This is a genomic window from Pseudomonas sp. ICMP 8385, from assembly GCF_002699915.1.
In the GTDB taxonomy this organism is placed as follows: domain Bacteria; phylum Pseudomonadota; class Gammaproteobacteria; order Pseudomonadales; family Pseudomonadaceae; genus Aquipseudomonas; species Aquipseudomonas gessardii.
The window spans coordinates 131,865-152,672 of the sequence record NZ_LKBY01000124.1; the positions used below are offsets into that span (position 1 = coordinate 131,865).

Sequence of the window (20,808 nt, forward strand, 5' to 3'; positions counted from 1 at the left end):
GTGTCTTTTTGAAATATAAAAACGCAATGGCACGCCGCTTGCTCTCAGCTTTCCAGTGAAGGTTTCAAGTGAAAGTTTGCAGTGAAATTGCAGTGCCCATTCAATAAAAAACTCGGAGCACCACTCATGTCCCAGACGTTTTACAAGAAAGGTTTCCTGGCCCTCGCGGTAGCTGCCGCGCTGGGTGTTTCTACGTTTGTTCAGGCTGATGTGAAGATTGGCGTGGCAGGTCCCATGACCGGTGCCAACGCGGCCTTCGGTGAGCAGTACATGAAGGGTGCCCAGGCGGCAGCCGATGTGATCAACAAGGCGGGCGGGATCAACGGCGAGCAGATCACGCTAGTAAAAGGCGACGATGCGTGCGAACCCAAGCAGGCCGTGGCCGTGGCCAACCGCCTGGCTGACCAGGACAAAGTGATCGGTGTGGTCGGGCACTTCTGCTCATCGAACACCATTCCAGCCTCCGAGGTGTACGACGAAGCGGGCATCATCGCCATCACTCCAGGCTCTACCAACCCACAAGTGACCGAGCGTGGCCTGGGCGCCATGTTCCGCATGTGCGGGCGTGACGACCAGCAGGGCATCGTGGCCGGCGACTACATCGTCGATGTGCTCAAGGGCAAGAAAGTCGCGGTCATCAACGACAAGGACACCTACGGCAAAGGCCTGGCCGATGCCACCGCAACCCAGTTGACCAAGCGCGGCGTCAAGCCGGTGCTGGAAGAAGGCCTGACCCGTGGCGAGAAAGACTTCAGCGCCCTGGTCACCAAGATCCGTTCGCTGGGGGCCGACGTTGTGTACTTCGGCGGCCTGCACCCGGAAGCCGGTCCACTGGTACGCCAGATCCGTGAAGCCGGCCTCAATGACGTCAAGTTCATGTCCGACGATGGTGTGGTGACCGACGAACTGGTGGCGACCGCCGGCGGTGCGCAGTATGTCGATGGCGTCTACATGACCTTCGGCGCCGACCCGCGCCTGCTGCCAGACAGCAAGGCCGTGGTGGAAGAGTTCCGCAAAAATGGCACCGAGCCGGAAGGCTACACCCTGTACGCCTACGCCTCGATCCAGGCCCTGGCGGCCGGCTTCAACGGCGCCAAGTCCAACAAGGGCGAAGACGCGGCCAAGTGGCTCAAGGCCAACCCGGTGCAAACCGTGATGGGCAAGAAGGAATGGGATGCCAAGGGTGACCTGAAAGTCTCCGACTACGTGGTTTACCAGTGGGACAAGAACGGCAAATACCACCAGTTGGAAAAGCAGAAGTAATCAACCAGCCACCACCGACCCCTTGTGGGAGCCGGGCTTGCCCGCGATGACGGACTGACAGCCAGCACCTGTGTTGAATGTGAGACCGCTATCGCCGGCAAGCCAGCTCCCACACTGGATCGCGGTTGCCCGGGCCATTGCGTCCGGCACCCAATCTGTCTTTTCCTCCAGAAGGGCCGCACGCCCAAGGGTGTGCAGGTTCTCACCGCGTGAGATTGCGTTATGGATGGTATTTTCCTGCAGCAACTGGTCAACGGCCTGACCCTCGGGTCGGTCTACGGCCTGATCGCCATCGGCTACACAATGGTCTATGGCATCATTGGCATGATCAACTTCGCCCACGGCGAGGTTTATATGATTTCCGCTTACCTCGCGGCGATCAGTCTGGCACTGCTGGCTTACTTCGGCCTCGAATCCTTCCCGCTGCTCATTCTTGGCACCCTGGTGTTCACCGTCGTCGTCACCGGCGTCTATGGTTGGGTCATCGAGCGTGTCGCCTACAAACCGTTGCGTAACTCCACGCGCCTGGCCCCGCTGATCAGCGCCATCGGCATTTCGCTGATCCTGCAGAACTACGCGCAGATCGCCCAGGGCGCCAAGCAACAAGGCATTCCCACCCTGCTGGCCGGCGCCTGGCGCGTCGATATCGGCACCGGGTTCGTACAGTTGACCTACACCAAGGTCTTCATCCTGGTCGCGGCCTTTGCCGGCATGGCGCTGCTGACCTACATCATCAAGTACACCAAGCTCGGCCGCATGTGCCGCGCGACCCAGCAAGACCGCAAGATGGCCTCGATCCTGGGGATCAACACCGACCGCGTGATCTCCTACGTGTTTGTCATCGGTGCTGCCATGGCGGCCCTGGCCGGTGTGCTGATCACCCTCAACTACGGCACGTTCGACTTCTATGCCGGCTTTATTATCGGCATCAAGGCATTTACCGCAGCGGTACTCGGCGGCATCGGCTCCCTGCCTGGGGCGATGCTGGGCGGGATCATCCTGGGGATTTCCGAGTCGCTGTTCTCGGGGTTGATCAACTCTGACTACAAAGACGTGTTCAGTTTCTCCCTGCTGGTGGTGATTCTGATTTTCCGTCCCCAGGGCCTGCTTGGTCGCCCGCTCGTGGCGAAGGTGTAAACATGTCTGCTGCCAAATCTATCGATATCAAGAAAAGTGTGGTCGATGCGGTCCTTGCCGGGCTGATTTCGCTGATCGTGTTCGGGCCCATCGTCGGTGTGGTCCTGGACGGCTACAGCTTCAACCTGGAACCGGCCCGCGTCGGCTTGCTGGTGGCCATTGTCATGGCCGGGCGCCTGGTCATGAGCCTGTTCCTGCAAACCCCCAAGGGCTTGAAGATCCTCCAGGGTTTTGAAAGCTCGGGCTCCGGGGTGCATGTGCTGGCGCCGGACTACAAGTCACGGCTGCGCTGGATCATCCCGGCGCTGATCGTGATCGCCATTGTCTTTCCGTTTTTCGCCAACAAGTACCTGCTGACCGTGGTGATCCTCGGGCTGATCTACGTGTTGCTCGGGCTGGGCCTGAACATCGTGGTCGGCCTGGCCGGGCTGCTCGACCTGGGCTACGTGGCGTTCTACGCCATCGGCGCCTATGGCCTGGCCCTGGGTTACCAGTACCTCGGGCTGGGGTTCTGGACGGTGCTGCCGCTGGCGGCCATCGCGGCGGCGTTGGCCGGATGTATTCTCGGATTCCCGGTGTTACGCATGCACGGTGACTACCTGGCCATCGTGACCCTGGGCTTTGGTGAAATCATCCGCCTGGTGCTCAATAACTGGCTGTCGTTTACCGGTGGGCCCAATGGCATGCCGGTGCCATCGCCGACCTTCCTCGGCCTGGAATTTGGCCGGCGCGCCAAGGAAGGCGGGGTGCCGTTCCATGAGTTCTTTGGCATTGCCTACAACCCCAACGTGAAGTTCCTGTTTATCTACATCGTGCTGTTCCTGGTGGTGCTGGCCGTGCTGTACATCAAGCACCGCCTGACCCGCATGCCGGTGGGCCGCGCCTGGGAAGCTTTACGTGAGGATGAGATCGCCTGCCGCTCCATGGGCCTGAACCATGTGCTGGTCAAGCTCTCGGCCTTCACCATCGGCGCCTCGACGGCCGGCCTGGCCGGGGTGTTCTTTGCCAGCTACCAGGGCTTCGTCAATCCGTCTTCGTTCACCTTCTTCGAGTCGGCGTTGATCCTGGCCATCGTGGTACTGGGCGGCATGGGCTCGACGGTGGGCGTGGTGATTGCCGCGTTCGTGCTGACCGTGGCGCCTGAGTTGCTGCGCAGCTTCTCCGAGTACCGGGTGTTGCTGTTTGGCGTGTTGATGGTGGTGATGATGATCTGGCGGCCACGGGGCCTGATCCGGATCAGCCGCAGCGGTGTGACACCACGCAAGGGGGTGGCGCCATGAGCAAGGAAGTGGTCCTCAACGTGGAACACCTGATGATGCACTTCGGTGGCATCAAGGCCTTGAGCGATGTGAGCCTCAAGGTCGAACGCAACTCGATCTTCGCTCTGATCGGCCCCAACGGCGCGGGCAAGACCACGGTGTTCAACTGCCTGACCGGCTTCTACACGGCCAGCGGCGGCAAGATCGAACTCAACATCCGTGGCAAGCAGACCAACGTGATCCAATTGCTTGGCGAGCGCTTCAAGCCTACCGACTTCGTATCGCCCAAAAGCTTTTTCAGCCGGGTGTACTACAAGATGTTCGGCGGCACCCACCTGGTGAACCGCGCCGGCCTGGCGCGCACCTTCCAGAACATTCGCCTGTTCAAGGAAATGTCAGTGGTGGAAAACCTGCTGGTGGCCCAGCACATGTGGGTCAACCGCAACATGCTGGCGGGCATCCTCAACACCAAGGGCTACCGCAAGGCAGAAAGCGATGCGCTGGACCACGCCTTTTACTGGCTGGAAGTGGTGGACCTGGTGGACTGCGCCAACCGCCTGGCTGGCGAGCTGTCCTACGGCCAGCAGCGCCGCCTGGAAATCGCCCGCGCCATGTGCACCCGGCCGCAGATCATTTGCCTGGACGAACCGGCGGCGGGCCTCAACCCCCAGGAAACCGAAGCCCTCAGTGCAATGATTCGCCTGCTGCGCGATGAACACGACCTCACCGTGGTGCTGATTGAACATGACATGGGCATGGTGATGAGTATTTCCGACCATATTGTGGTGCTGGACCACGGCAACGTCATCGCCGAGGGCGGGCCGGAAGCGATCCGCAACGACCCGAAAGTGATCGCGGCCTACCTGGGCGCCGATGAAGAGGAGTTGGTATGAGTACGCCTATCCTCGAAATGAAGGACCTGGATGTGTTTTATGGCCCGATCCAGGCCCTGAAGAAAGTCTCGCTGCACATCGACGAGGGCGAGACCGTGAGCCTGATCGGCTCCAACGGCGCGGGCAAGTCCACGCTGCTGATGTCGATCTTCGGCCAGCCGCGGGCCGAGTCCGGGCAGATCCTCTACCAGGGCGTGGACATTACCCACAAGTCGTCCCACTACATCGCCTCCAACGGCATTGCCCAGTCCCCGGAAGGGCGGCGGGTGTTCCCTGACATGACCGTCGAGGAAAACCTGCTGATGGGCACCATCCCCATTGGCGACAAGCACGCCAGCGAGGATATGCAGCGCATGTTCGAGCTGTTTCCACGGCTCAAGGAGCGGCGTAACCAGCGGGCGATGACCATGTCCGGTGGCGAGCAGCAAATGCTCGCCATCGCCCGGGCGCTGATGAGCCGGCCCAAGCTGTTGCTGCTCGATGAACCGAGCCTGGGGTTGGCGCCGATCGTGGTGAAGCAGATCTTCGCCACCTTGCGCGAACTGGCGGCCACCGGGATGACCATCTTTCTGGTGGAACAGAACGCCAACCATGCGTTGCGCCTGTCTGACCGGGCGTATGTGATGGTCAACGGCGAAATCCGCCTGACCGGTACGGGCAAGGAACTGCTGGTGAACGAAGAAGTGCGCAACGCCTACCTCGGTGGGCACTAACCCGCGCTGATCGCTCCCACGCTCTGCGTGGGAGCGCATCCTGTGACGCTGCGCATCACGCTTTGGGACGCAGAGCGTCCTTGGCGGCATTCCCACGCGGAGCGTGGGAACGATCAAAACGAGGAAGTGCGCAACGCCTACCTCGGTGGGCACTAACCCGCGCTGATCGCTCCCACGCTCTGCGTGGGAGCGCATCCTGTGACGCTCCGCGTCACGCTTTGGGACGCAGAGCGTCCTTGGCGACATTCCCACGCGGAGCGTGGGAACGATCATCGTCCACAGGCCTTCCGGCAAATTGTGGAAAACAAATCCACACACCCTCCAAAGCGCGACATATAGCCGCCGCAAATCCCTGTTTTGTCACGCAAATGACTTGTCCCCATCCACTGTGGAACCGGCTGTGGGTAACATGGGAGTAGCTGGCTGAAAGCCTTTATTTACGTGGCTTGCAGCGTGGTGGTTGTTTTTTGATCAGGGGCTTTTTCATGAGGTGTCGCAAGTTTTGTCAACCTGTTCATAGACACAGGTATATGACCGAAACATGACCTCCAGGCCTGTGGATAAGTCTGTGGTTAAACTCTGGAAAGACCTGTGTAGGGGCCGGATTTACTGGCCTGGAGCCATGCCTCCTGGCGTGTCCTCCTGCATGGGCCTACATATGCCCCGCCCAAGGTCAAGCAAAAAACTTTTTGAATCGCCCTGAAAGCCTTGTACACAGCGGCCTGGAGGGTTTTGTACTTGCCCCCAAAGACTGTGGGCGCAGCTGTGGATAACCTGCGCGCACATGGCTGCAAGCCACGGTTCATAAGGCTCTACGTCAAGCGGTTAAAAAATGATCAGGTATGGGGTGGCGGGTGTGCATAGCGGTTGCCGCGGCGGCGGCGTAAGGGCATCCTGCTGGCTGATTTTTCCCGATGTCCACAAGGAGAACACCATGTCCGACACGCTGTTTATTACTGGCGCCACCTCAGGTTTCGGCGAAGCCTGTGCCCGTCGCTTTGCCGAGGCTGGCTGGAAACTGGTGCTCACCGGCCGGCGTGCCGAGCGCTTGAATGCCCTGGTCGAAGAGCTTTCCAAGCAAACCGAGGTGCATGGCCTGGTGGTGGACGTGCGTGACCGCAAGGGCATGGAAGAGGCGATTGCCAACCTGCCGGCGTCGTTCAGCAAGCTGCGCGGGCTGATCAACAACGCGGGCCTGGCCGTGGGCACCGACCCGGCGCCCAAGTGCAGCCTCGACGATTGGGAGACCATGGTCGACACCAACATCAAGGGCCTGCTGACCACCACCAGCCTGTTGCTGCCGCGCCTGATCGCCCATGGCCGTGGCGCCGGGATCGTCAACCTGGGCTCCATCGCCGGCAACTACCCGTACCCGGGCAGCCACGTGTATGGCGGCTCCAAGGCGTTCGTCAAACAGTTCTCCCTGAACCTGCGCTGCGACCTGCAAGGCACCGGCGTGCGCGTGACCAACATCGAGCCGGGCCTGTGCGAGAGCGAGTTCTCCCTGGTGCGCTTTGGCGGTGACCAGGCGCGTTACGACGCCACCTACGCCGGCGCCGAGCCGATCCAGCCGCAGGACATTGCCGACACCATCTTCTGGGTGCTGAACACCCCGGCGCACGTGAACATCAACCGCCTGGAGCTGATGCCGGTGAGCCAGACCTGGGCTGGATTTGCGATTGAGCGTGGGGCCAAGTAAGGCTCGCAAAGGCGTCAAATCGGTCAAAACAGGGCATAAGGTACACTCTCCTCCTGGAAACCCCACCGCACCCAGCGGTTTAAAGGTTTTGACAGGAGGATATGTGAGTAACCGAGGTGAGCAGGCACTGCTCAAACAATCGACGATCCTGATGTTCGCCGTGGCGATCGCCGGGATTGTCACGGGTGTGATATCAGGCGCCCAATCCATTTTATTCGACGGCTTTTTCTCGCTGATCGCGACCTTTATCAAGGTGCTGATGCTGATCACGGCCAAGCTGATCGCCAAGAAAAGCAACGACCGTTTCCAGTTCGGCTACTGGCACCTGGAGCCCATGGTGCTGCTGATCGAGGGCAGTTTCCTGCTGTTGATCGCCATCTACGCATTTCTCAACGGGGTGTTCGGCATTATCAATGGCGGGCGCGAGATCGAGTTGGGGCTGGTGATCATCTATGCGGCGGTGTTTACCGTGGTCGAGTTCGCCTACTTCTTCTATGTGCGCTACCGCAACCGCACGCTGCAGTCGTCGCTGATCCAGTTCGACAACATCAGTTGGCTGGTAGACGCGATGCTCTCTGTGGGCCTGCTGGTGAGCTTCCTCGCCGCGCTGCTGCTCAAGTCCCAGGGCTATGGCGAGTGGGCGGTGTATGTCGACCCCTTGATCCTGATCCTGCTGGCCCTGAGCATGCTGGCGCCGGCCTGGAAGATCCTGCGCCCGGCCTTGCGCGATGTGCTGGGGATTGCCCCGGACCAGTTGGACGACAAGGTGCGCGAAGTGATGGACGCGGCCCAGGCCCGGCATGGTTTCGAGGACTACGTGTCCTACGTGCAGAAACACGGGCGGGCGCGGTTTATCGAGATTCATGTGGTGCTGCCGGCCGATTACCCGGTGGATAAGGTCGCGACGCTCGACGGGCTGCGTGAAGAGATATCCACAGGGCTGGGCGCGGCGGACAAGGCGCGGTGGTTGACGATCAGCTTTACTGGGGACCGCAAGTGGATTGCTTGATCGGCCGTTAGACCGAGGTGAGGCTATCGCAGGCAAGCCAGCTCCCACATTGTTGATGGGTGAACCCCTTCAAGTGTGGGAGCTGGCTTGCCTGCGATGGGGCCAGAAAGATCAGCCGAGAAACTCGCTCAACCCCTGATAGCAGGTCGCCAAATGGTAAGGCGTCGTCGACGGCATATCCCGCCGGCTCACCTCACCCTTGGCATCCAGGCATTCATTCCAGCCCCTGGCATGCAAAAAATGTTGCTGCAACGCCAGCAACTGGCGCTCCAGCACCGCCGCGCTGCCCGGGCGCAAGGTCAATGCCCGTAGGTACTCGGCCTGGGCCCAGATCCGCTGGGTGGCGTCACGCACGCTGCCGTCCAGCGCCAACATGCCACTGACCGCACCGCTCAGGTTATCCACACCCGTTTGCTCGGCATAGGCAAAGGCCCGGCTCAGCGACGTATGCAGGGGCGTGCCACGCAGTACGGGCGAGGATTCCAGCAGGAAAAACCATTCAAACTGATGCCCCGGCTCGAACCAGTTATCCACAGCGCCCAGGGGCTTTTCCATCATCACCCCATGCTGGCGCTCGATAAAGCGCTGCTGCATGGCCGTCGCCAGTGCCAGCAGGGCCTGTTGCACCGCCGCGTCTTCCCGCACGGCGAGGGTGGCAAGCAAGCCTTCGGCCAGATGCATCAGCGGGTTCTGCAGCGGGCCGGACTTGAGGGACGACCAGTTGCGCTCCAGTACCGCCTCATACAGGCCGTCACCCGTGGCAAAGCGCTCGGCGACCACCTCCAGGGCGGCATTGAGCACCGACTCCACCAACGGCTCGCGGACCTTGGCCCAGTAATGGGCGCAGGCGAAGATGATAAAGGCGTGGGTATACAGGTCTTTGCGCTGGTCCAGCGGATTGCCGTGGGGGTCGATGCTGTAGAACCAGCCACCGTGTTCGGCGTCGTGGAAGTGCCGTTGCAGCGAGCGAAACAACGCTGCGGCGCGTTCTTGCGCAAACTCTTTGCCTGGCTCGCCGATCAGGCTGGCAAACACATACAACTGCCGGGCACAGGCCATGGCGCGGTAGCGTTGTGGGGGCAAAGGGCGGTGGTCGGCGTCCAGCGCCTCATAGGGCAGCGCCAACTCGGCATTCCAGCCCGGGCCCTGCCAGAGCGGCACGATCAGGTCGTTGAAGTGCGCGAGCACCGCGTTCAATTGAGGTTTGAGGGCAGAGCTTGGAGCGATGGGCATCGGCTGGCGTCGTCACGGCAGGGGTGTTTGCCGCGCATGTTAGCAGGCTTGGGATCGGTGGTGTCTGTGCGAGCGCTATCGCGGGCAAGCCCGCTCCCACATTTTTGAAGTGTGAACCCATTCAAATGTGGGAGCTGGCTTGCCTGCGATAAGTGCCTTCAGGCGCCGCAAGACTCAGCCTGCCAGCAACCAGACTCCAGTCGCCGCCGAAGCCGCCCCCGCCACCCGCACCAGCGGCGCCGCCGCAGCCGGCAGGCAACGCACCAGTGCATACCCGGCCGCATGCAGCACCGCCGTCGCCCCGACAAACCCGGCCGCATACGCCCACGGGCTGGTCATATCCGGCAGCTCCAGGCCATGGGCCACGCCATGGAACAGCGCAAACACGGCTGTTGCGGCCACGGCCACCGCCAGCGGTGGGCGAATCGCCAAGGCCACCGCCAGGCCCAGGGCCAATACCGACGCGGCAATCCCGCTTTCCAGGGCCGGCAAGGCCAACCCTTCAAAACCCAGCACGCCACCCAGCAGCATGGTGCCGACAAACGTACACGGCAGCGCCCAGCGCGCCGCGCCTTGTTGCTGCGCCGCCCACAGGCCGACGGCCAGCATCGCCAGCAAATGGTCCAGCCCGCCTAGGGGATGGCTGATACCGGCCACCAGGCCATTGTCGCCGTGACCCGGGTGGGCCAGGGCCAGGGTCGGGGCCAGTAGCAGGAGGGCGGCGGCAAACAGGGTGTTGAGGCTCATAAACAGCTCCTTGGTAAGAGGGCTCAGGCTGCGGTCAGCAGGCCCTGGCGTTCGATAAAGGCGACGATTGCTTCCAGGCCAACGCCGGTTTTCTGGTTACTGAACACAAACGGCTTGCCGCCACGCATGCGCTGGGTGTCGCTGTTCATCAGTTCCAGCGAGGCGCCGACCAGCGGCGCCAGGTCGATCTTGTTGATCACCAGCAGGTCCGATTTGCAGATCCCCGGCCCACCTTTGCGCGGCAGCTTGTCGCCGGCCGACACATCGATCACGTAGATCGTCAGGTCCGACAGCTCGGGGCTGAAGGTGGCCGACAGGTTGTCGCCGCCGGACTCCACCAGGATCAGGTCGAGGCCGGGAAAACGTCGGTTCAGTTGATCCACCGCTTCGAGGTTGATCGAGGCATCTTCGCGAATCGCCGTGTGCGGGCAGCCGCCGGTTTCCACACCGATAATGCGCTCGGGCGCCAGGGCCTGGTTGCGCACCAGGAAGTCGGCGTCTTCGCGGGTATAGATATCGTTGGTGACCACCGCCAGGTTGTAGCGATCGCGCAGGGCCAGGCACAGCGCCAGGGTCAGGGCGGTCTTGCCGGAGCCGACGGGGCCGCCGATGCCGACGCGCAAAGGTTGTGTGTTCATGGGGTTCTCCTAGGAACGGAACAGGCGGCTGTACTGGCGCTCATGGGCCATGCATGCCAGGGACAGGCCGAAGGCGGCGCTGCCAAAGTGATGAGGGTCGCGCTGGCTGGCGTCCTGCTGGGCCTGTTGCAGCAAGGGCAGCAGTTCGCTGGTCAGGCGTTGGGCGGCTTGCTGGCCCAGGGGCAGGGTTTTCATCAGCACCGCCAATTGGTTTTCCAGCCAGCTCCACAGCCAGGCGGCCAGGGCGTCGTCGGGGCTGATCGCCCAGGCACGGGCCGCCAGTGCCCAGCCCAGGGCCAGATGGGGTTCGTGGGTGGCGTCGAGAAAACGCCGCGCCGCGTCATCCAATTCCGGCAGGCCGTTGAGCAGTTGTTGCAGGGAGTAGCCCATTTGCCGGCTCTCCTGGAACAGTTCGCGGGTTTCGCGGCTGGCGCGGTGTTCTTCACACCATTGGCGCAGGCGTTCCCAATCCTGGTCCGCAGCCGCCTGGCAATGGGCAAGCAACAGTGGCGCCTCGAAGCGTGCGAGGTTGAGCAGCAGTTGGTCGCTGATCCAGCGGCGGGCGCTGTCGGCATCGCGGACACGGGCATTGTCCACGGCCATTTCCAGGCCCTGGGAATAGCTGTAGCCGCCAATCGGCAATTGCGGACTGGCCAGACGCAGCAGCGCCCAGGCCGGGTTCACAGGCGCACGCCGAACTGATGCAGTTTGGGCGGGTAGTTGAAGTCTTCATCCCCGTGGCGCGAGTGATGGTGACCGCCACCGTAGGCGCCGTGTTCGGGCTGGAACGGCGCTTCGAGGGTTTGGGTGTGGGCCCCCAACTGCTCCAGCATGGCCTTGAGCACGTAGTCATCGAGCAGGCGCAGCCAGCCATCCCCCACTTGCAGGGCCACATGGCGGTTGCCCAGGTGATAGGCCGCACGGGTCAGTTCAAAGGCGCTGCTGCAGGTCACGTGCAGCAGTTGTTCAGGGCGTGCGCAGACGCGTACGACACGTCCGTCTTCAGCCTGTAGGCATTCGCCGTCGTACAGCGGCGGCTGGCCGCGCTCCAGAAACAGGCCGACGTCTTCACCCTCGGCACTGAAACAGCGCAGGCGGCTTTTGCTGCGGGCGTCGAAGTTCAGCAGCAACTCCGCAGCCCAGATGGGTTGGGGCGCAATTCGGCGGTGGATCACCAGCATCGGGAAGCTTCCAGCTATGAGCGATAAACAGGCTAGAGCAAGGGGCTTGCCAATCAGGCGTGGTGTAGGAAAACACCGTGGATGTAGGATGTTTCGCCACTAAACAGGCCGCAGGCGCGGAGAAGGCTTGACCCATTATGGTGCGCCATGGATCGTTCTGGCACCTGAATTGGGCGATTTTGGCGGGCGTCCCACGATATTTTGTAGGTGCTTGCCTTCGGTTATTTATCTGTAATGCATTTTGGGAATCATCCTACTCACACCATAGATTTCCCGCTCATCTCGCCACGCGTTGTTTCTCTAGGATTTCGCACCGTCTTTAATCCAGTGCGACGTTCATCATGTTCAAGTCTTTTTTATGTGTGGTCATGGCCGGTTTTTTTGGCATGACGCCATCTGCCTCGGCCAGTTTCAGCCAGCGTTACGTTTCACAGGCTCCGTTCAGTTCAGCGTTACAGGCCCTGCCACAACCGACCATCGCCAATGTGGTCGACCGCGCCCATGAGTTGCTGGGCAAACCTTATAAATCGGGGGGCACATCGCTGGAGCAGGGGTTCGATTGCAGCGGGCTGCTGGTCTATCTGTTCAAGACCGAAGCCAATATTGTTATCCCGCGCACCACGGCGGCGATGCACCGCTCAACGGCGGCGACGATCAAGGCGGATGCACTGCAACCCGGCGATGCGGTGTTTTTCAAGGCCAATGGCAGCAGCCAGATCGGCCATGTCGGCCTGTATGTCGGCGAGGGTAAGTTCATTCACTCGCCGCGCCAGGGCAAGAGCATCCGCATCGACTCCCTGGCCAACACCTACTGGAAGAAGAACTACACCACCGCCAAGCGTTTCCATGCGGTGCGTTGATTGCTCTACTCGGTGCTGCCCAGGCCTTGCCAGTGCTTGAGGCCAATAAAGATAAAGCGCAGTTGCTGGGTGATCTTGGCCTGGGGCGTGAGGTGCGCCGGCAGGGCGGCGGCGGGTGGGTCGATGATGTCGGGCAGGGTGGCGAACACACTCTTGACGATCAGGTCGGCCATCACATGCAGGCCGTCGGCATCCAGGTGCTGGAGCTTGGGCATCAGGGTCAGGTCGGCCGCCAGGTCCGAGGTGATGTCTTCGCGCAGCGCGCCGATGGCTTGGCGCACGGCCAGGCAACCACCGTACTGCTCGCGGGCCAGGAATAAAAACTGTGAACGGTTGGCCGCCACCACATCGAGAAAGATCCGCACCGAGGCATCGATGATGCCGCCCATGACGAATTCGTTGTGGCGTACCAGGCGGATGGTGGCGCGGAAGGTCTGGCCGACCTCACTGACGAGCACCAGGCCCAGTTGGTCCATATCGGCAAAGTGACGGTAAAAACCGGTGGGCACGATGCCGGCGCTCTTGGCCACTTCCCGCAGGCTCAGGCTGCCAAACCCTCGGCCACCCTCCATCAGATGGCGGGCTGCGTCCATCAAGGCAAGGCGGGTCTGTTGCTTCTGTTCGGCGCGGGGGAGCATTGGCGGGTGGGCTTTGTAGACAAGGACAGCGACGCACTCTAGCAAAACAACTTTACCGGCGTCGAACTTGAAACAGGACAAAGGTGGCGCGGGTCACACAAAGTCAAAGCCCGATCACTGGGGATCGGGCTTTTTTCAGGGCCGGCACGGGCTTAGCTCGTGGCTTTATGCATTTCAGCCAGACGGTCGGAACCGCCCTCGGCGACAAATTCGCGTTGTTGCAGACGGTCCGAGCCACCTTCAACCAGACCTTTCTCCTCCAGGCGATCACGGCCGCCCTCGGCGACAAATTCGCGTTTTTGCAGACGGTCCGAACCACCTTCGACCAGGCCTTTCTGTTCCAGGCGATCACGGCCGCCTTCGGCTACGGCGTTACGCTCTTGCAGACGGTCCGAGCCACCTTCGACCAGGCCTTTCTGCTCCAGGCGATCACGACCACCTTCGGCAACGGTCTGGCTGATGTGCGAGGCGTCGGCCTTGGCTTGTGGGATGGTTTGCTCTGTTGCTGGCAGGGCAAAAGCACTGGTGGCCAGGACAGAGAGTGCAACACTGAGCAGTAATTGGCGTTTCATGATGAGTTGCTCCTTGGGAGGGCGATAAAGTGGGTACAGGGCTCATGCTACTCTCGATATCTCGATATAAAAGTTCATAAACACAATGGTAATAATCAACGGAATTGATTGTTCTGCGCCGAGGCTCTAGACCGTACCTCTCAAGCACGCGCTTTTGCACCGGGGTGGGTATTTTCGACACGGGCGTGGGTAACAACAGTGCGCGATCGATGAAAGAAGCTGTCGGATTAGTCAGAAAAAGTACTTTTCACCGCTAATTCCCCGCTGCGGTTAAACCCCCAGGCCATTTGCCAGTCGTAGCCATATAAGCTTTAGCCCTTGCGCGCGTTGCCAGTGGCACGCGCAGTCGTAATCAGGAGCCCTGTGCAATGACGCGCACTCGTAAAATTCTCGCCTGGAGCAGTGCTTGCTTCGTTCTGCTGATCGCCGCCGTCGTACTGATCCTGGTGTTCTTCGACTGGAACCGGATCAAGCCGCCACTCAATGCCAAAGTCTCCGAAGAGCTGCATCGCGCCTTTGCCATCAATGGCAACCTGGCCGTGGTCTGGCAGCGCGAGCCGGACGAAGGCGGTTGGCGCGCCTGGGTGCCGTGGCCCCATGTGGTGGCCGAAGACCTGAGCCTGGGCAACCCCGAGTGGTCGAAAAAACCGCAGATGGTCACCCTCAAACGCGTCGAATTGCGCATCTCGCCCTTGGCCTTGCTGGCCCAGCGCGTGGTGATCCCGCGCATCGACCTGACCGAACCGAGTGCCGAGTTGCAGCGCCTGGCCGATGGCCGCGCCAACTGGACCTTCACCTTTGACCCCAAGGATCCGAATGCCGAACCGTCCAACTGGGTGGTGGATATCGGTGCCATCGGCTTTGACAAGGGCCACGTGACCCTCGACGACCAGACCCTCAAGACCCGCCTCGATGTGCTGATCGACCTCCTGGGCAAACCCATCGCATTCAGCGAAATCGTCGGCGAGCGCGATGCCAAAAAGGCCCTGGAGCAGGGCGCGACACCCCAGGACTATGCCTTCGGCCTCAAGGTCAGCGGCCAGTACCACGGCCAGCAACTCGCGGGCAGCGGCAAGATCGGCGGGTTGCTGGCCCTGCAAGACGCGGCCAGGCCATTCCCCCTGCAAGCCCAGGCGAAGATCGGCGATACCCGCATCGCCCTGGCCGGCACCCTGACCGACCCCCTGAACCTCGGCGCCCTGGACCTGCGCCTGAAACTGTCCGGCACCAGCCTGGGCAATCTTTACCCACTGACCGGCGTGACCCTACCGGACTCGCCGGCCTACTCCACCGACGGTCGCCTGATTGCCAAGCTGCATGAAGCCGGCGGTGCGTCGTTCCGCTATGAGCAGTTCAACGGCAAGATCGGCAACAGTGATATTCACGGCGACCTGGCCTACGTCGCCAGCCAGCCACGGCCCAAGCTCAGTGGCGCGCTGGTGTCCAACCAACTGCTGCTGGCCGACCTGGCGCCGCTGATCGGTGCTGACTCCAATGCCAAGCAAAAGGCCCGTGGCGGGGCGAGCAAGCAACCGGCGACCAAGGTGCTGCCGGTGGAAGAGTTCCGCACCGAGCGCTGGCGCGATATGGACGCCGATGTCGAGTTTACCGGCAAGCGCATTGTCCACAGCACCGACCTGCCGTTCACCGACCTTTATACACACCTGGTACTCAACGACGGCCAACTGAGCCTGGAACCCCTGCGCTTCGGCGTGGCGGGCGGCAAGCTCGATGCGCAGATCCGCCTCAATGGCCGCATTACCCCGCTGGAAGGCCGGGCGAAACTGACGGCGCGCAACTTCAAGCTCAAGCAACTGTTCCCCACCTTTGAACCGATGAAGACCAGCTTTGGCGAGCTCAACGGCGATGCCGATATCGCCGGGCGCGGCAACTCGGTGGCGGCGCTCTTGGGCAGTGCCAATGGCAATCTGAAAATGCTCATCAACGACGGCGCCATTAGCCGTGGCCTGATGGAAATCGCTGGGTTGAATGTCGGCAACTACGTGATCGGCAAGCTGTTTGGCGACAAGGACGTGAAGATCAACTGTGCGGCGGCGGACTTCGGCATCAAGACCGGCCTGGCCACCAGCCGGCTGTTTGTGTTCGACACCGAGAACGCGATCATCTACATCGACGGCACCGTGAACATGGCCAGCGAACAACTGGACCTGACGATTACCCCAGAGTCCAAGGGGTTCCGCCTGTTCTCGCTGCGCTCGCCGTTGTACGTCAACGGGCCGTTTATCAAACCCAATGCCGGGGTCAAGACCGTGCCGCTGTTATTGCGTGGCGCGGGGATGGTGGCGCTGGGTGTGATCGTTGCACCTGCGGCAGGCCTGCTGGCACTGGTGGCGCCGAGTGGTGATGTACCGAACCAGTGTGTGCCGCTGTTGCAGCAGATGAAGGAAGGCAAGGCACCGAAAACGGTGAAAGGCTGACTGAAGAAACCCACAACCTAATGTGGGCGCGGGCTTGTGTGGGAGCGGGCTTGCCCGCGATAGCAGTGGGTCAGTCAACATCAATGTTTGCTGGGCCGACGTCTTCGCGGGCAAGCCCGCTCCCACATTAGTTCGCGCTGCTAAAAGGCCTACAGGCCGTTGAGAAAGTTTTATTGGATATTGCCGGGTGTCATATCGATTGCCATAGGGCTGGTCTAGGATCAGCCCAATCGCCCCTTCAAGGATGTTCGCCACCATGGCCCAGACATTGGCTACACGTTATCCCCTGGTCCTGGTGCCGGGCATGCTCGGGTTTGTACGGCTGGTGCTGTACCCATACTGGTACGGCATCGTCCCGGCCTTGCGTGCCGGTGGGGCGCAGGTGTTTGCGGTGCAGGTGGCGCCGCTCAACTCCAGTGAGGTGCGCGGCGAGCAGTTGCTGGCGCAGATCGAGCAGATACGCCGCCAGACCGGCGCCGATAAGGTCAACCTGATCGGCCATAGCCAGGGCTCGCTCACCGCTCGTTACGCAGCGGCCAAACGCCCGGAATGGGTGGCTTCGGTGACCTCGGTGGCGGGGCCCAACCACGGTTCGGAATTGGCAGACTACCTGCACACCCACTACCCGGCCGACAGCGCCAAGGGCCGGATCATGAGCGCGCTGCTGCGTCTGGTGGGCATGCTGATGGGCCTTCTGGAAACCGGCTATCGCGGCCCGCGCTTTGCGGTGGATATCCACGCGTCCCATCAGTCGCTGACCTGCGAGGGCGTGGCGCTGTTCAATCGCCAATACCCCCAAGGCTTGCCAGACACCTGGGGCGGGCAGGGCGCCGAGGAAGTGAATGGTGTGCGCTATTACTCCTGGTCCGGCACCCTGCAGCCGGGCAAGACCGATCGCGGGCGCAACCTGCTGGACGGTACCAACCGCAGTTGCCGGTTGTTTGCGCGCACCTTCGTCAAGGAGAAGGGGCAGTGCGACGGCATGGTCGGGCGCTACAGCTCACACCTGGGCACGGTGATCGGCGATGACTATGCGCTGGACCATTTCGATATCGTCAACCAGTCACTGGGCCTGGTGGGCAAGGGCGCCGAGCCGATTCGCCTGTTTGTCGAGCATGCGCAGCGGTTGAAGGCGGCCGGGCTTTAACGTCTTACCGGCGTCGTCCAGCGCTCCGACAAAATCACCCCACCCAATGTCAGCACGCCGCCGACCAGGTGATACAGCGCCAACTGTTCCTTGAGCACCACCGCGGCAATCAGTGCGGTGATCAACGGCAGCAGGTTGAAAAACAGCGTGGTGCGGCTTGGCCCCAACTGTTTGACCGAATGCATCCACGCCAGCGGCGCGATCATCGAGGCCAGCAGGCAGGCGTACACCACCAGGCCAATATTCGACGGGCCCAGGCCGACCTTGTCCGAGGCCAGGAACAGCGGGAACAGCACCACCACCGCCACCAGCACCTGCAAATACAGCAACACCAGGGGCGGCAGGCGCAGTTGCCATTTTTTCAGCAGGGTGCTGTAGATCGCATAGGCCAGGGTGGCCACCAGCATCATCGCGTCACCCAGGTTCACCCCATGTTGTAGCAGCGCGCCGAGGCTGCCGGCCGACACCACCACCGCCACCCCGGCAAACGACAGCAGCGCACCGGTCAGGGCGCCGAAGGTCAGGCGCTGGCCCAGGCTGATAATGGCCGCGGTCAGGGCCATCAAGGGCATCAGCGACAGGATGATCCCCATGTTGGTGGCGCTGGTCAGGCTCGCGGCGTAGTACGCCAGGCTCTGGTAGACCGCCATGCCAAGCACGCCGAGTACAGCGATCTTGCCCAGGTTGGGGCGGATCAGCGCCCAGTTGGCAATCACCGGCTTGAGCATGAACGGGGTAAACAGGATGGCCGCCAGCAACCAGCGATAAAAGCCGATTTCGGCCGGGAATATCGAGCCCACGGCGAGTTTGTTGACCACGGTATTGCCAGCCCAGATAAAAATGGCCAGCAGGGGATAAGCGTATTGCATCGCAAGGAACCGAGAACGTTAGTGAGGCTTGATTATCCTTTGTCTGGATCGAAGCCTATACTTCGATCCAGACAAACCGCCGTTACATCCAGACAACTATGTCCCAAGCCTATATCAACCTGCCCGATTTCGATGTACTGCCGGCCCCGGTGTATTTTCGCTACTCGGAATTTGCCGCCGACAGCCGTGCCTCCCGCCATCAGCATGCCTGGGGTTCCCTGGATTACTCGGCCCGTGGCGTGATGCGCTTTGAAGTGGGCGGCAAGCGGTTTATGTCGCCGCCGCAATACGCGGTGTGGATCCCACCCAATACCCAGCACAGCTCCTACAACGCCCAGGCGATTGTCTACCGTTCGGTGTACCTGGCGCCGTCTTTGTGCGAGCAATTGCCCGCACAGCCCTGCACCTTGACCATCAGCGACATCCTCAAGGCCATCCTCAGTGATTTTGCCGAGCGCGACGTGAATATCCCGGCCAACGAGGCCGACGTGCGCCTGGCCCAGGTGCTGGTGGACCAACTGCGCCAGGCGCCGGAGCATGAGTGTTTCCTGCCGTATGCCAGCAGCCCCGGCCTGCTCAGCGTGCTTGAAGGCATGCAGGCCGAGCCTGGGGACAACCGCGCGTTGGCGCAGTGGGCGCAGCAGGTGCATGTCAGCGAGCGCACCCTGGCCCGGCAATTTGCCCGCGAACTGGGCATGAGCTTTGGCGAGTGGCGCCAGCGCCTGCGCTTTTTGGCGGCCATCGAGGCCCTGGAAAGCACGCGCAGCGTGCAGGAAGTGGCGTTTGACCTGGGCTACAGCACTGCCTCGGCGTTTATTGCGATGTTCCAGCGCCAGGCCGGCTGTACACCGGAGCAGTACCGACGGACGAACCTACGTAACAGGTGAAGGTGTAACAAGCTTTGTCTACACTGCAGGGGAGGCCGCGCCCATCGGCGTGGTAACAGGGAGAAAACTCCATGAAGATGTTGCGTATTCCGTTGTTGATGATCGGTCTGCTGCTCTGTTCCCAAGGGTTTGCGGCCACTGCCCAGCAAAACAAAATGACCAGCTGCAATGCCGAAGCTTCCACCAAGACCTTGAAGGGCGACGAGCGCAAGGCCTTCATGAAAACCTGCCTCTCGGCCCCGGCCGCCAACGACGCCAAGACCCTGACCCCGCAGCAGCAAAAAATGAAGGACTGCAACGCGTCGGCAAAAACCAAGGCGCTGACCGGCGATGCGCGCAAAACCTTTATGAGCACCTGCCTCAAAGGCTGAGCCGCTTAAATACCCCTGTGGGAGCGGGCTTGCCCGCGATTGCGGTGTGTCAGCCCGCGAGATATTGACTGAACCTGCGCTATCGCGGGCAAGCCCGCCCCCACATTTTGCGGTGTTCACAGCCATCAGACTTCTCGCTTGATTGCCCCAAGGCTGGCAGACTGCCCATCCTTTAACGCCGTTCGTTTAGAGGCTGTATGCCAACGTTTTCTCAGCGTCATGTGTTGTTGCTGGCCAGCTACATCATCATTTTCGGCGGGTTGTTGCTGGTTCTGCCGTTGAAGCTGTTGCCCAGCCTGTTGGCCGGCCTGTTGGTCTTTGAACTGGTCAACATGCTCACCCCACAACTGCAGCGCTTGATCGAAGGCCGGCGCGCGCGCTGGCTGGCAGTGGCGTTGCTCGGCACTGTGATCGTCAGCGCACTGGCCCTGATCTTCGCCGGCGCCATCAGCTTTTTGCTGCACGAAGCGGAAAACCCCGGGGCCTCCCTCGATAAATTCATGGGCGTGGTCGACCGCGCACGCGGCCAGTTGCCGCCGTTCCTCGACGCCTACCTGCCAGCCAGCGCCGCCGAGTTTCGCGTGGCCATCGGCGAATGGCTGAGCAAGCACCTGAGCGAATTGCAACTGGTGGGCAAGGACGCGGCCCATATGTTCGTGACCCTGCTGATCGGCATGGTCCTGGGGGCGATCATCGCCCTGCAACGGGTGCCCGACCTGACCAAGCGCAAACCCCTGGCCGCCGCGCTGTTCGACCGCCTGCACCTGCTGGTCCAGGCCTTTCGCAACATTGTCTTTGCGCAAATCAAAATCGCCGCCCTCAACACCGTCTTCACCGGGATCTTCCTCGCGGTGGTGCTGCCGCTGATGGGGATCCACCTGCCGCTGACCAAGACCCTGATTGTCCTGACCTTCCTGCTGGGCCTGCTGCCGGTGATCGGCAACCTGATGTCCAACACCCTGATCACCATCGTCGCCCTGTCGCTGTCGATCTGGGTGGCCGTGGCGGCGCTGGGCTACCTGATCGTGATCCACAAGGTCGAGTACTTCCTCAATGCACGCATTGTCGGTGGGCAGATCAGCGCCAAGTCGTGGGAGTTGTTGTTGGCGATGCTGGTGTTTGAAGCGGCATTCGGCCTGCCTGGGGTGGTGGCAGGGCCGATTTACTATGCGTATTTGAAGAGTGAGTTGAAGCTGGGTGGGATGGTCTGAAGATTGAGGGCGTCTAGGCTGGCCCTATCGCGGGCAAGCCCGC

Annotated in this window: 21 protein-coding genes; 13 read left to right on the forward strand and 8 right to left on the reverse strand. The window is 61.5% G+C overall.

Annotated features, from left to right (window positions below; all coding sequences use genetic code 11):
• Positions 1 to 126 precede the first annotated feature (126 nt).
• The 7 genes from AO268_RS24750 (at position 127) to AO268_RS24790 (ending at position 7,973) form a co-directional block, all read left to right on the forward strand.
• Positions 127 to 1,263, forward strand: a complete 1,137-nt coding sequence (locus AO268_RS24750; RefSeq protein ID WP_099170142.1) for a branched-chain amino acid ABC transporter substrate-binding protein — start codon at positions 127 to 129, stop codon at positions 1,261 to 1,263.
• 222 nt (positions 1,264 to 1,485) lie between these two features.
• Positions 1,486 to 2,400 carry an ABC transporter permease subunit gene (locus AO268_RS24760; RefSeq protein WP_057437447.1) on the forward strand — a complete coding sequence of 305 codons (915 nt, stop codon included), beginning with the start codon at positions 1,486 to 1,488 and terminating at the stop codon, positions 2,398 to 2,400.
• A 2-nt stretch (positions 2,401 to 2,402) separates the two neighbouring features.
• Positions 2,403 to 3,680 carry a high-affinity branched-chain amino acid ABC transporter permease LivM gene (gene livM, locus AO268_RS24765; RefSeq protein WP_057958171.1) on the forward strand — a complete coding sequence of 426 codons (1,278 nt, stop codon included), beginning with the start codon at positions 2,403 to 2,405 and terminating at the stop codon, positions 3,678 to 3,680.
• Positions 3,677 to 4,552, forward strand: a complete 876-nt coding sequence (locus AO268_RS24770) for an ABC transporter ATP-binding protein (protein WP_029300504.1) — start codon at positions 3,677 to 3,679, stop codon at positions 4,550 to 4,552. The genes livM and AO268_RS24770 overlap by 4 nt, the downstream gene beginning before the upstream one ends.
• Complete coding sequence (locus AO268_RS24775; RefSeq protein WP_057437450.1) at positions 4,549 to 5,265, forward strand: ABC transporter ATP-binding protein; 717 nt, start codon at positions 4,549 to 4,551, stop codon at positions 5,263 to 5,265. Before AO268_RS24770 ends, AO268_RS24775 begins: the two co-directional genes overlap by 4 nt.
• Before the next feature lie 934 nt (positions 5,266 to 6,199).
• Positions 6,200 to 6,964, forward strand: coding sequence for an SDR family oxidoreductase (locus tag AO268_RS24785; protein ID WP_076961549.1), 765 nt, complete (start codon positions 6,200 to 6,202; stop codon positions 6,962 to 6,964).
• Positions 6,965 to 7,067: 103 nt separating this feature from the next.
• The gene (locus tag AO268_RS24790) at positions 7,068 to 7,973 is read left to right on the forward strand and encodes a cation diffusion facilitator family transporter (protein WP_099170143.1); all 906 of its coding nucleotides are present in this window, start codon (positions 7,068 to 7,070) and stop codon (positions 7,971 to 7,973) included.
• 111 nt (positions 7,974 to 8,084) lie between these two features.
• Here the strand turns inward: AO268_RS24790 and AO268_RS24795 are convergent, their stop codons facing one another.
• From AO268_RS24795 to ureE, 5 genes are all read right to left on the reverse strand, one after another.
• Entirely contained in the window at positions 8,085 to 9,206 is a 1,122-nt protein-coding gene (locus tag AO268_RS24795; RefSeq protein ID WP_076961547.1) for an AGE family epimerase/isomerase, read from the reverse strand.
• 174 nt (positions 9,207 to 9,380) lie between these two features.
• Positions 9,381 to 9,953 carry a HupE/UreJ family protein gene (locus AO268_RS24800; RefSeq protein ID WP_099170144.1) on the reverse strand — a complete coding sequence of 191 codons (573 nt, stop codon included), beginning with the start codon at positions 9,951 to 9,953 and terminating at the stop codon, positions 9,381 to 9,383.
• A gap of 23 nt (positions 9,954 to 9,976) precedes the next feature.
• Positions 9,977 to 10,591, reverse strand: coding sequence for an urease accessory protein UreG (ureG, locus tag AO268_RS24805; RefSeq protein WP_076961545.1), 615 nt, complete (start codon positions 10,589 to 10,591; stop codon positions 9,977 to 9,979).
• Between the two features lie 9 nt (positions 10,592 to 10,600).
• The gene (locus tag AO268_RS24810) at positions 10,601 to 11,275 is read right to left on the reverse strand and encodes an urease accessory protein UreF (RefSeq protein ID WP_099170145.1); all 675 of its coding nucleotides are present in this window, start codon (positions 11,273 to 11,275) and stop codon (positions 10,601 to 10,603) included.
• Positions 11,272 to 11,772 (reverse strand): urease accessory protein UreE, encoded by a 501-nt coding sequence (gene ureE / locus AO268_RS24815; protein WP_076961543.1) that lies wholly within the window; start codon positions 11,770 to 11,772, stop codon positions 11,272 to 11,274. Before ureE ends, AO268_RS24810 begins: the two co-directional genes overlap by 4 nt.
• Positions 11,773 to 12,113: 341 nt before the next feature.
• Here ureE and AO268_RS24820 point away from each other — a divergent pair, with 341 nt between their 5' ends.
• Positions 12,114 to 12,632, forward strand: coding sequence for a C40 family peptidase (locus AO268_RS24820; RefSeq protein WP_099170146.1), 519 nt, complete (start codon positions 12,114 to 12,116; stop codon positions 12,630 to 12,632).
• Positions 12,633 to 12,637: 5 nt separating this feature from the next.
• Here AO268_RS24820 and AO268_RS24825 read toward each other — a convergent pair whose 3' ends face one another.
• Together AO268_RS24825 and AO268_RS24830 are read right to left on the reverse strand one after the other, a co-directional pair.
• Complete coding sequence (locus AO268_RS24825) at positions 12,638 to 13,270, reverse strand: TetR family transcriptional regulator (RefSeq protein ID WP_076961541.1); 633 nt, start codon at positions 13,268 to 13,270, stop codon at positions 12,638 to 12,640.
• A 152-nt stretch (positions 13,271 to 13,422) separates the two neighbouring features.
• The gene (locus AO268_RS24830) at positions 13,423 to 13,842 is read right to left on the reverse strand and encodes a hypothetical protein (RefSeq protein WP_076961540.1); all 420 of its coding nucleotides are present in this window, start codon (positions 13,840 to 13,842) and stop codon (positions 13,423 to 13,425) included.
• Between the two features lie 368 nt (positions 13,843 to 14,210).
• Here AO268_RS24830 and AO268_RS24835 point away from each other — a divergent pair, with 368 nt between their 5' ends.
• Positions 14,211 to 16,280, forward strand: a complete 2,070-nt coding sequence (locus AO268_RS24835; RefSeq protein ID WP_099170147.1) for an AsmA family protein — start codon at positions 14,211 to 14,213, stop codon at positions 16,278 to 16,280.
• A 256-nt stretch (positions 16,281 to 16,536) separates the two neighbouring features.
• On the forward strand, positions 16,537 to 17,427 hold the full coding sequence (locus tag AO268_RS24845; protein ID WP_099170148.1) for an esterase/lipase family protein: 891 nt from the start codon (positions 16,537 to 16,539) through the stop codon (positions 17,425 to 17,427).
• On the opposite strand, the gene AO268_RS24850 is transcribed toward AO268_RS24845, so the two are convergent.
• The gene (locus AO268_RS24850; RefSeq protein WP_076961538.1) at positions 17,424 to 18,296 is read right to left on the reverse strand and encodes a DMT family transporter; all 873 of its coding nucleotides are present in this window, start codon (positions 18,294 to 18,296) and stop codon (positions 17,424 to 17,426) included. The genes AO268_RS24845 and AO268_RS24850 overlap by 4 nt on opposite strands.
• Positions 18,297 to 18,394: 98 nt before the next feature.
• Here AO268_RS24850 and AO268_RS24855 point away from each other — a divergent pair, with 98 nt between their 5' ends.
• From AO268_RS24855 to AO268_RS24865, 3 genes are all read left to right on the forward strand, one after another.
• Positions 18,395 to 19,183, forward strand: a complete 789-nt coding sequence (locus tag AO268_RS24855; protein WP_099170149.1) for an AraC family transcriptional regulator — start codon at positions 18,395 to 18,397, stop codon at positions 19,181 to 19,183.
• Positions 19,184 to 19,254: 71 nt separating this feature from the next.
• Complete coding sequence (locus tag AO268_RS24860; RefSeq protein WP_076961536.1) at positions 19,255 to 19,554, forward strand: PsiF family protein; 300 nt, start codon at positions 19,255 to 19,257, stop codon at positions 19,552 to 19,554.
• Between the two features lie 197 nt (positions 19,555 to 19,751).
• Positions 19,752 to 20,765, forward strand: a complete 1,014-nt coding sequence (locus AO268_RS24865) for an AI-2E family transporter (RefSeq protein WP_076961535.1) — start codon at positions 19,752 to 19,754, stop codon at positions 20,763 to 20,765.
• The last annotated feature ends 43 nt before the right edge of the window (positions 20,766 to 20,808 follow it).

What these genes read in the sequence shown, in the direction of transcription:
- ureG (WP_076961545.1), bottom strand. Translation starts at nt 10,591, where the DNA reads ATGAACACACAACCTTTGCGCGTCGGCATCGGCGGCCCCGTCGGCTCC.
- AO268_RS24845 (WP_099170148.1), top strand. Translation starts at nt 16,537, where the DNA reads ATGGCCCAGACATTGGCTACACGTTATCCCCTGGTCCTGGTGCCGGGC.
- ureE (WP_076961543.1), bottom strand. Translation starts at nt 11,772, where the DNA reads ATGCTGGTGATCCACCGCCGAATTGCGCCCCAACCCATCTGGGCTGCG.
- AO268_RS24820 (WP_099170146.1), top strand. Translation starts at nt 12,114, where the DNA reads ATGTTCAAGTCTTTTTTATGTGTGGTCATGGCCGGTTTTTTTGGCATG.
- AO268_RS24865 (WP_076961535.1), top strand. Translation starts at nt 19,752, where the DNA reads ATGCCAACGTTTTCTCAGCGTCATGTGTTGTTGCTGGCCAGCTACATC.
- AO268_RS24760 (WP_057437447.1), top strand. Translation starts at nt 1,486, where the DNA reads ATGGATGGTATTTTCCTGCAGCAACTGGTCAACGGCCTGACCCTCGGG.
- AO268_RS24785 (WP_076961549.1), top strand. Translation starts at nt 6,200, where the DNA reads ATGTCCGACACGCTGTTTATTACTGGCGCCACCTCAGGTTTCGGCGAA.
- AO268_RS24775 (WP_057437450.1), top strand. Translation starts at nt 4,549, where the DNA reads ATGAGTACGCCTATCCTCGAAATGAAGGACCTGGATGTGTTTTATGGC.
- AO268_RS24835 (WP_099170147.1), top strand. Translation starts at nt 14,211, where the DNA reads ATGACGCGCACTCGTAAAATTCTCGCCTGGAGCAGTGCTTGCTTCGTT.
- AO268_RS24860 (WP_076961536.1), top strand. Translation starts at nt 19,255, where the DNA reads ATGAAGATGTTGCGTATTCCGTTGTTGATGATCGGTCTGCTGCTCTGT.
- AO268_RS24825 (WP_076961541.1), bottom strand. Translation starts at nt 13,270, where the DNA reads ATGCTCCCCCGCGCCGAACAGAAGCAACAGACCCGCCTTGCCTTGATG.
- AO268_RS24795 (WP_076961547.1), bottom strand. Translation starts at nt 9,206, where the DNA reads ATGCCCATCGCTCCAAGCTCTGCCCTCAAACCTCAATTGAACGCGGTG.
- AO268_RS24855 (WP_099170149.1), top strand. Translation starts at nt 18,395, where the DNA reads ATGTCCCAAGCCTATATCAACCTGCCCGATTTCGATGTACTGCCGGCC.
- livM (WP_057958171.1), top strand. Translation starts at nt 2,403, where the DNA reads ATGTCTGCTGCCAAATCTATCGATATCAAGAAAAGTGTGGTCGATGCG.
- AO268_RS24850 (WP_076961538.1), bottom strand. Translation starts at nt 18,296, where the DNA reads ATGCAATACGCTTATCCCCTGCTGGCCATTTTTATCTGGGCTGGCAAT.
- AO268_RS24800 (WP_099170144.1), bottom strand. Translation starts at nt 9,953, where the DNA reads ATGAGCCTCAACACCCTGTTTGCCGCCGCCCTCCTGCTACTGGCCCCG.
- AO268_RS24750 (WP_099170142.1), top strand. Translation starts at nt 127, where the DNA reads ATGTCCCAGACGTTTTACAAGAAAGGTTTCCTGGCCCTCGCGGTAGCT.
- AO268_RS24830 (WP_076961540.1), bottom strand. Translation starts at nt 13,842, where the DNA reads ATGAAACGCCAATTACTGCTCAGTGTTGCACTCTCTGTCCTGGCCACC.
- AO268_RS24770 (WP_029300504.1), top strand. Translation starts at nt 3,677, where the DNA reads ATGAGCAAGGAAGTGGTCCTCAACGTGGAACACCTGATGATGCACTTC.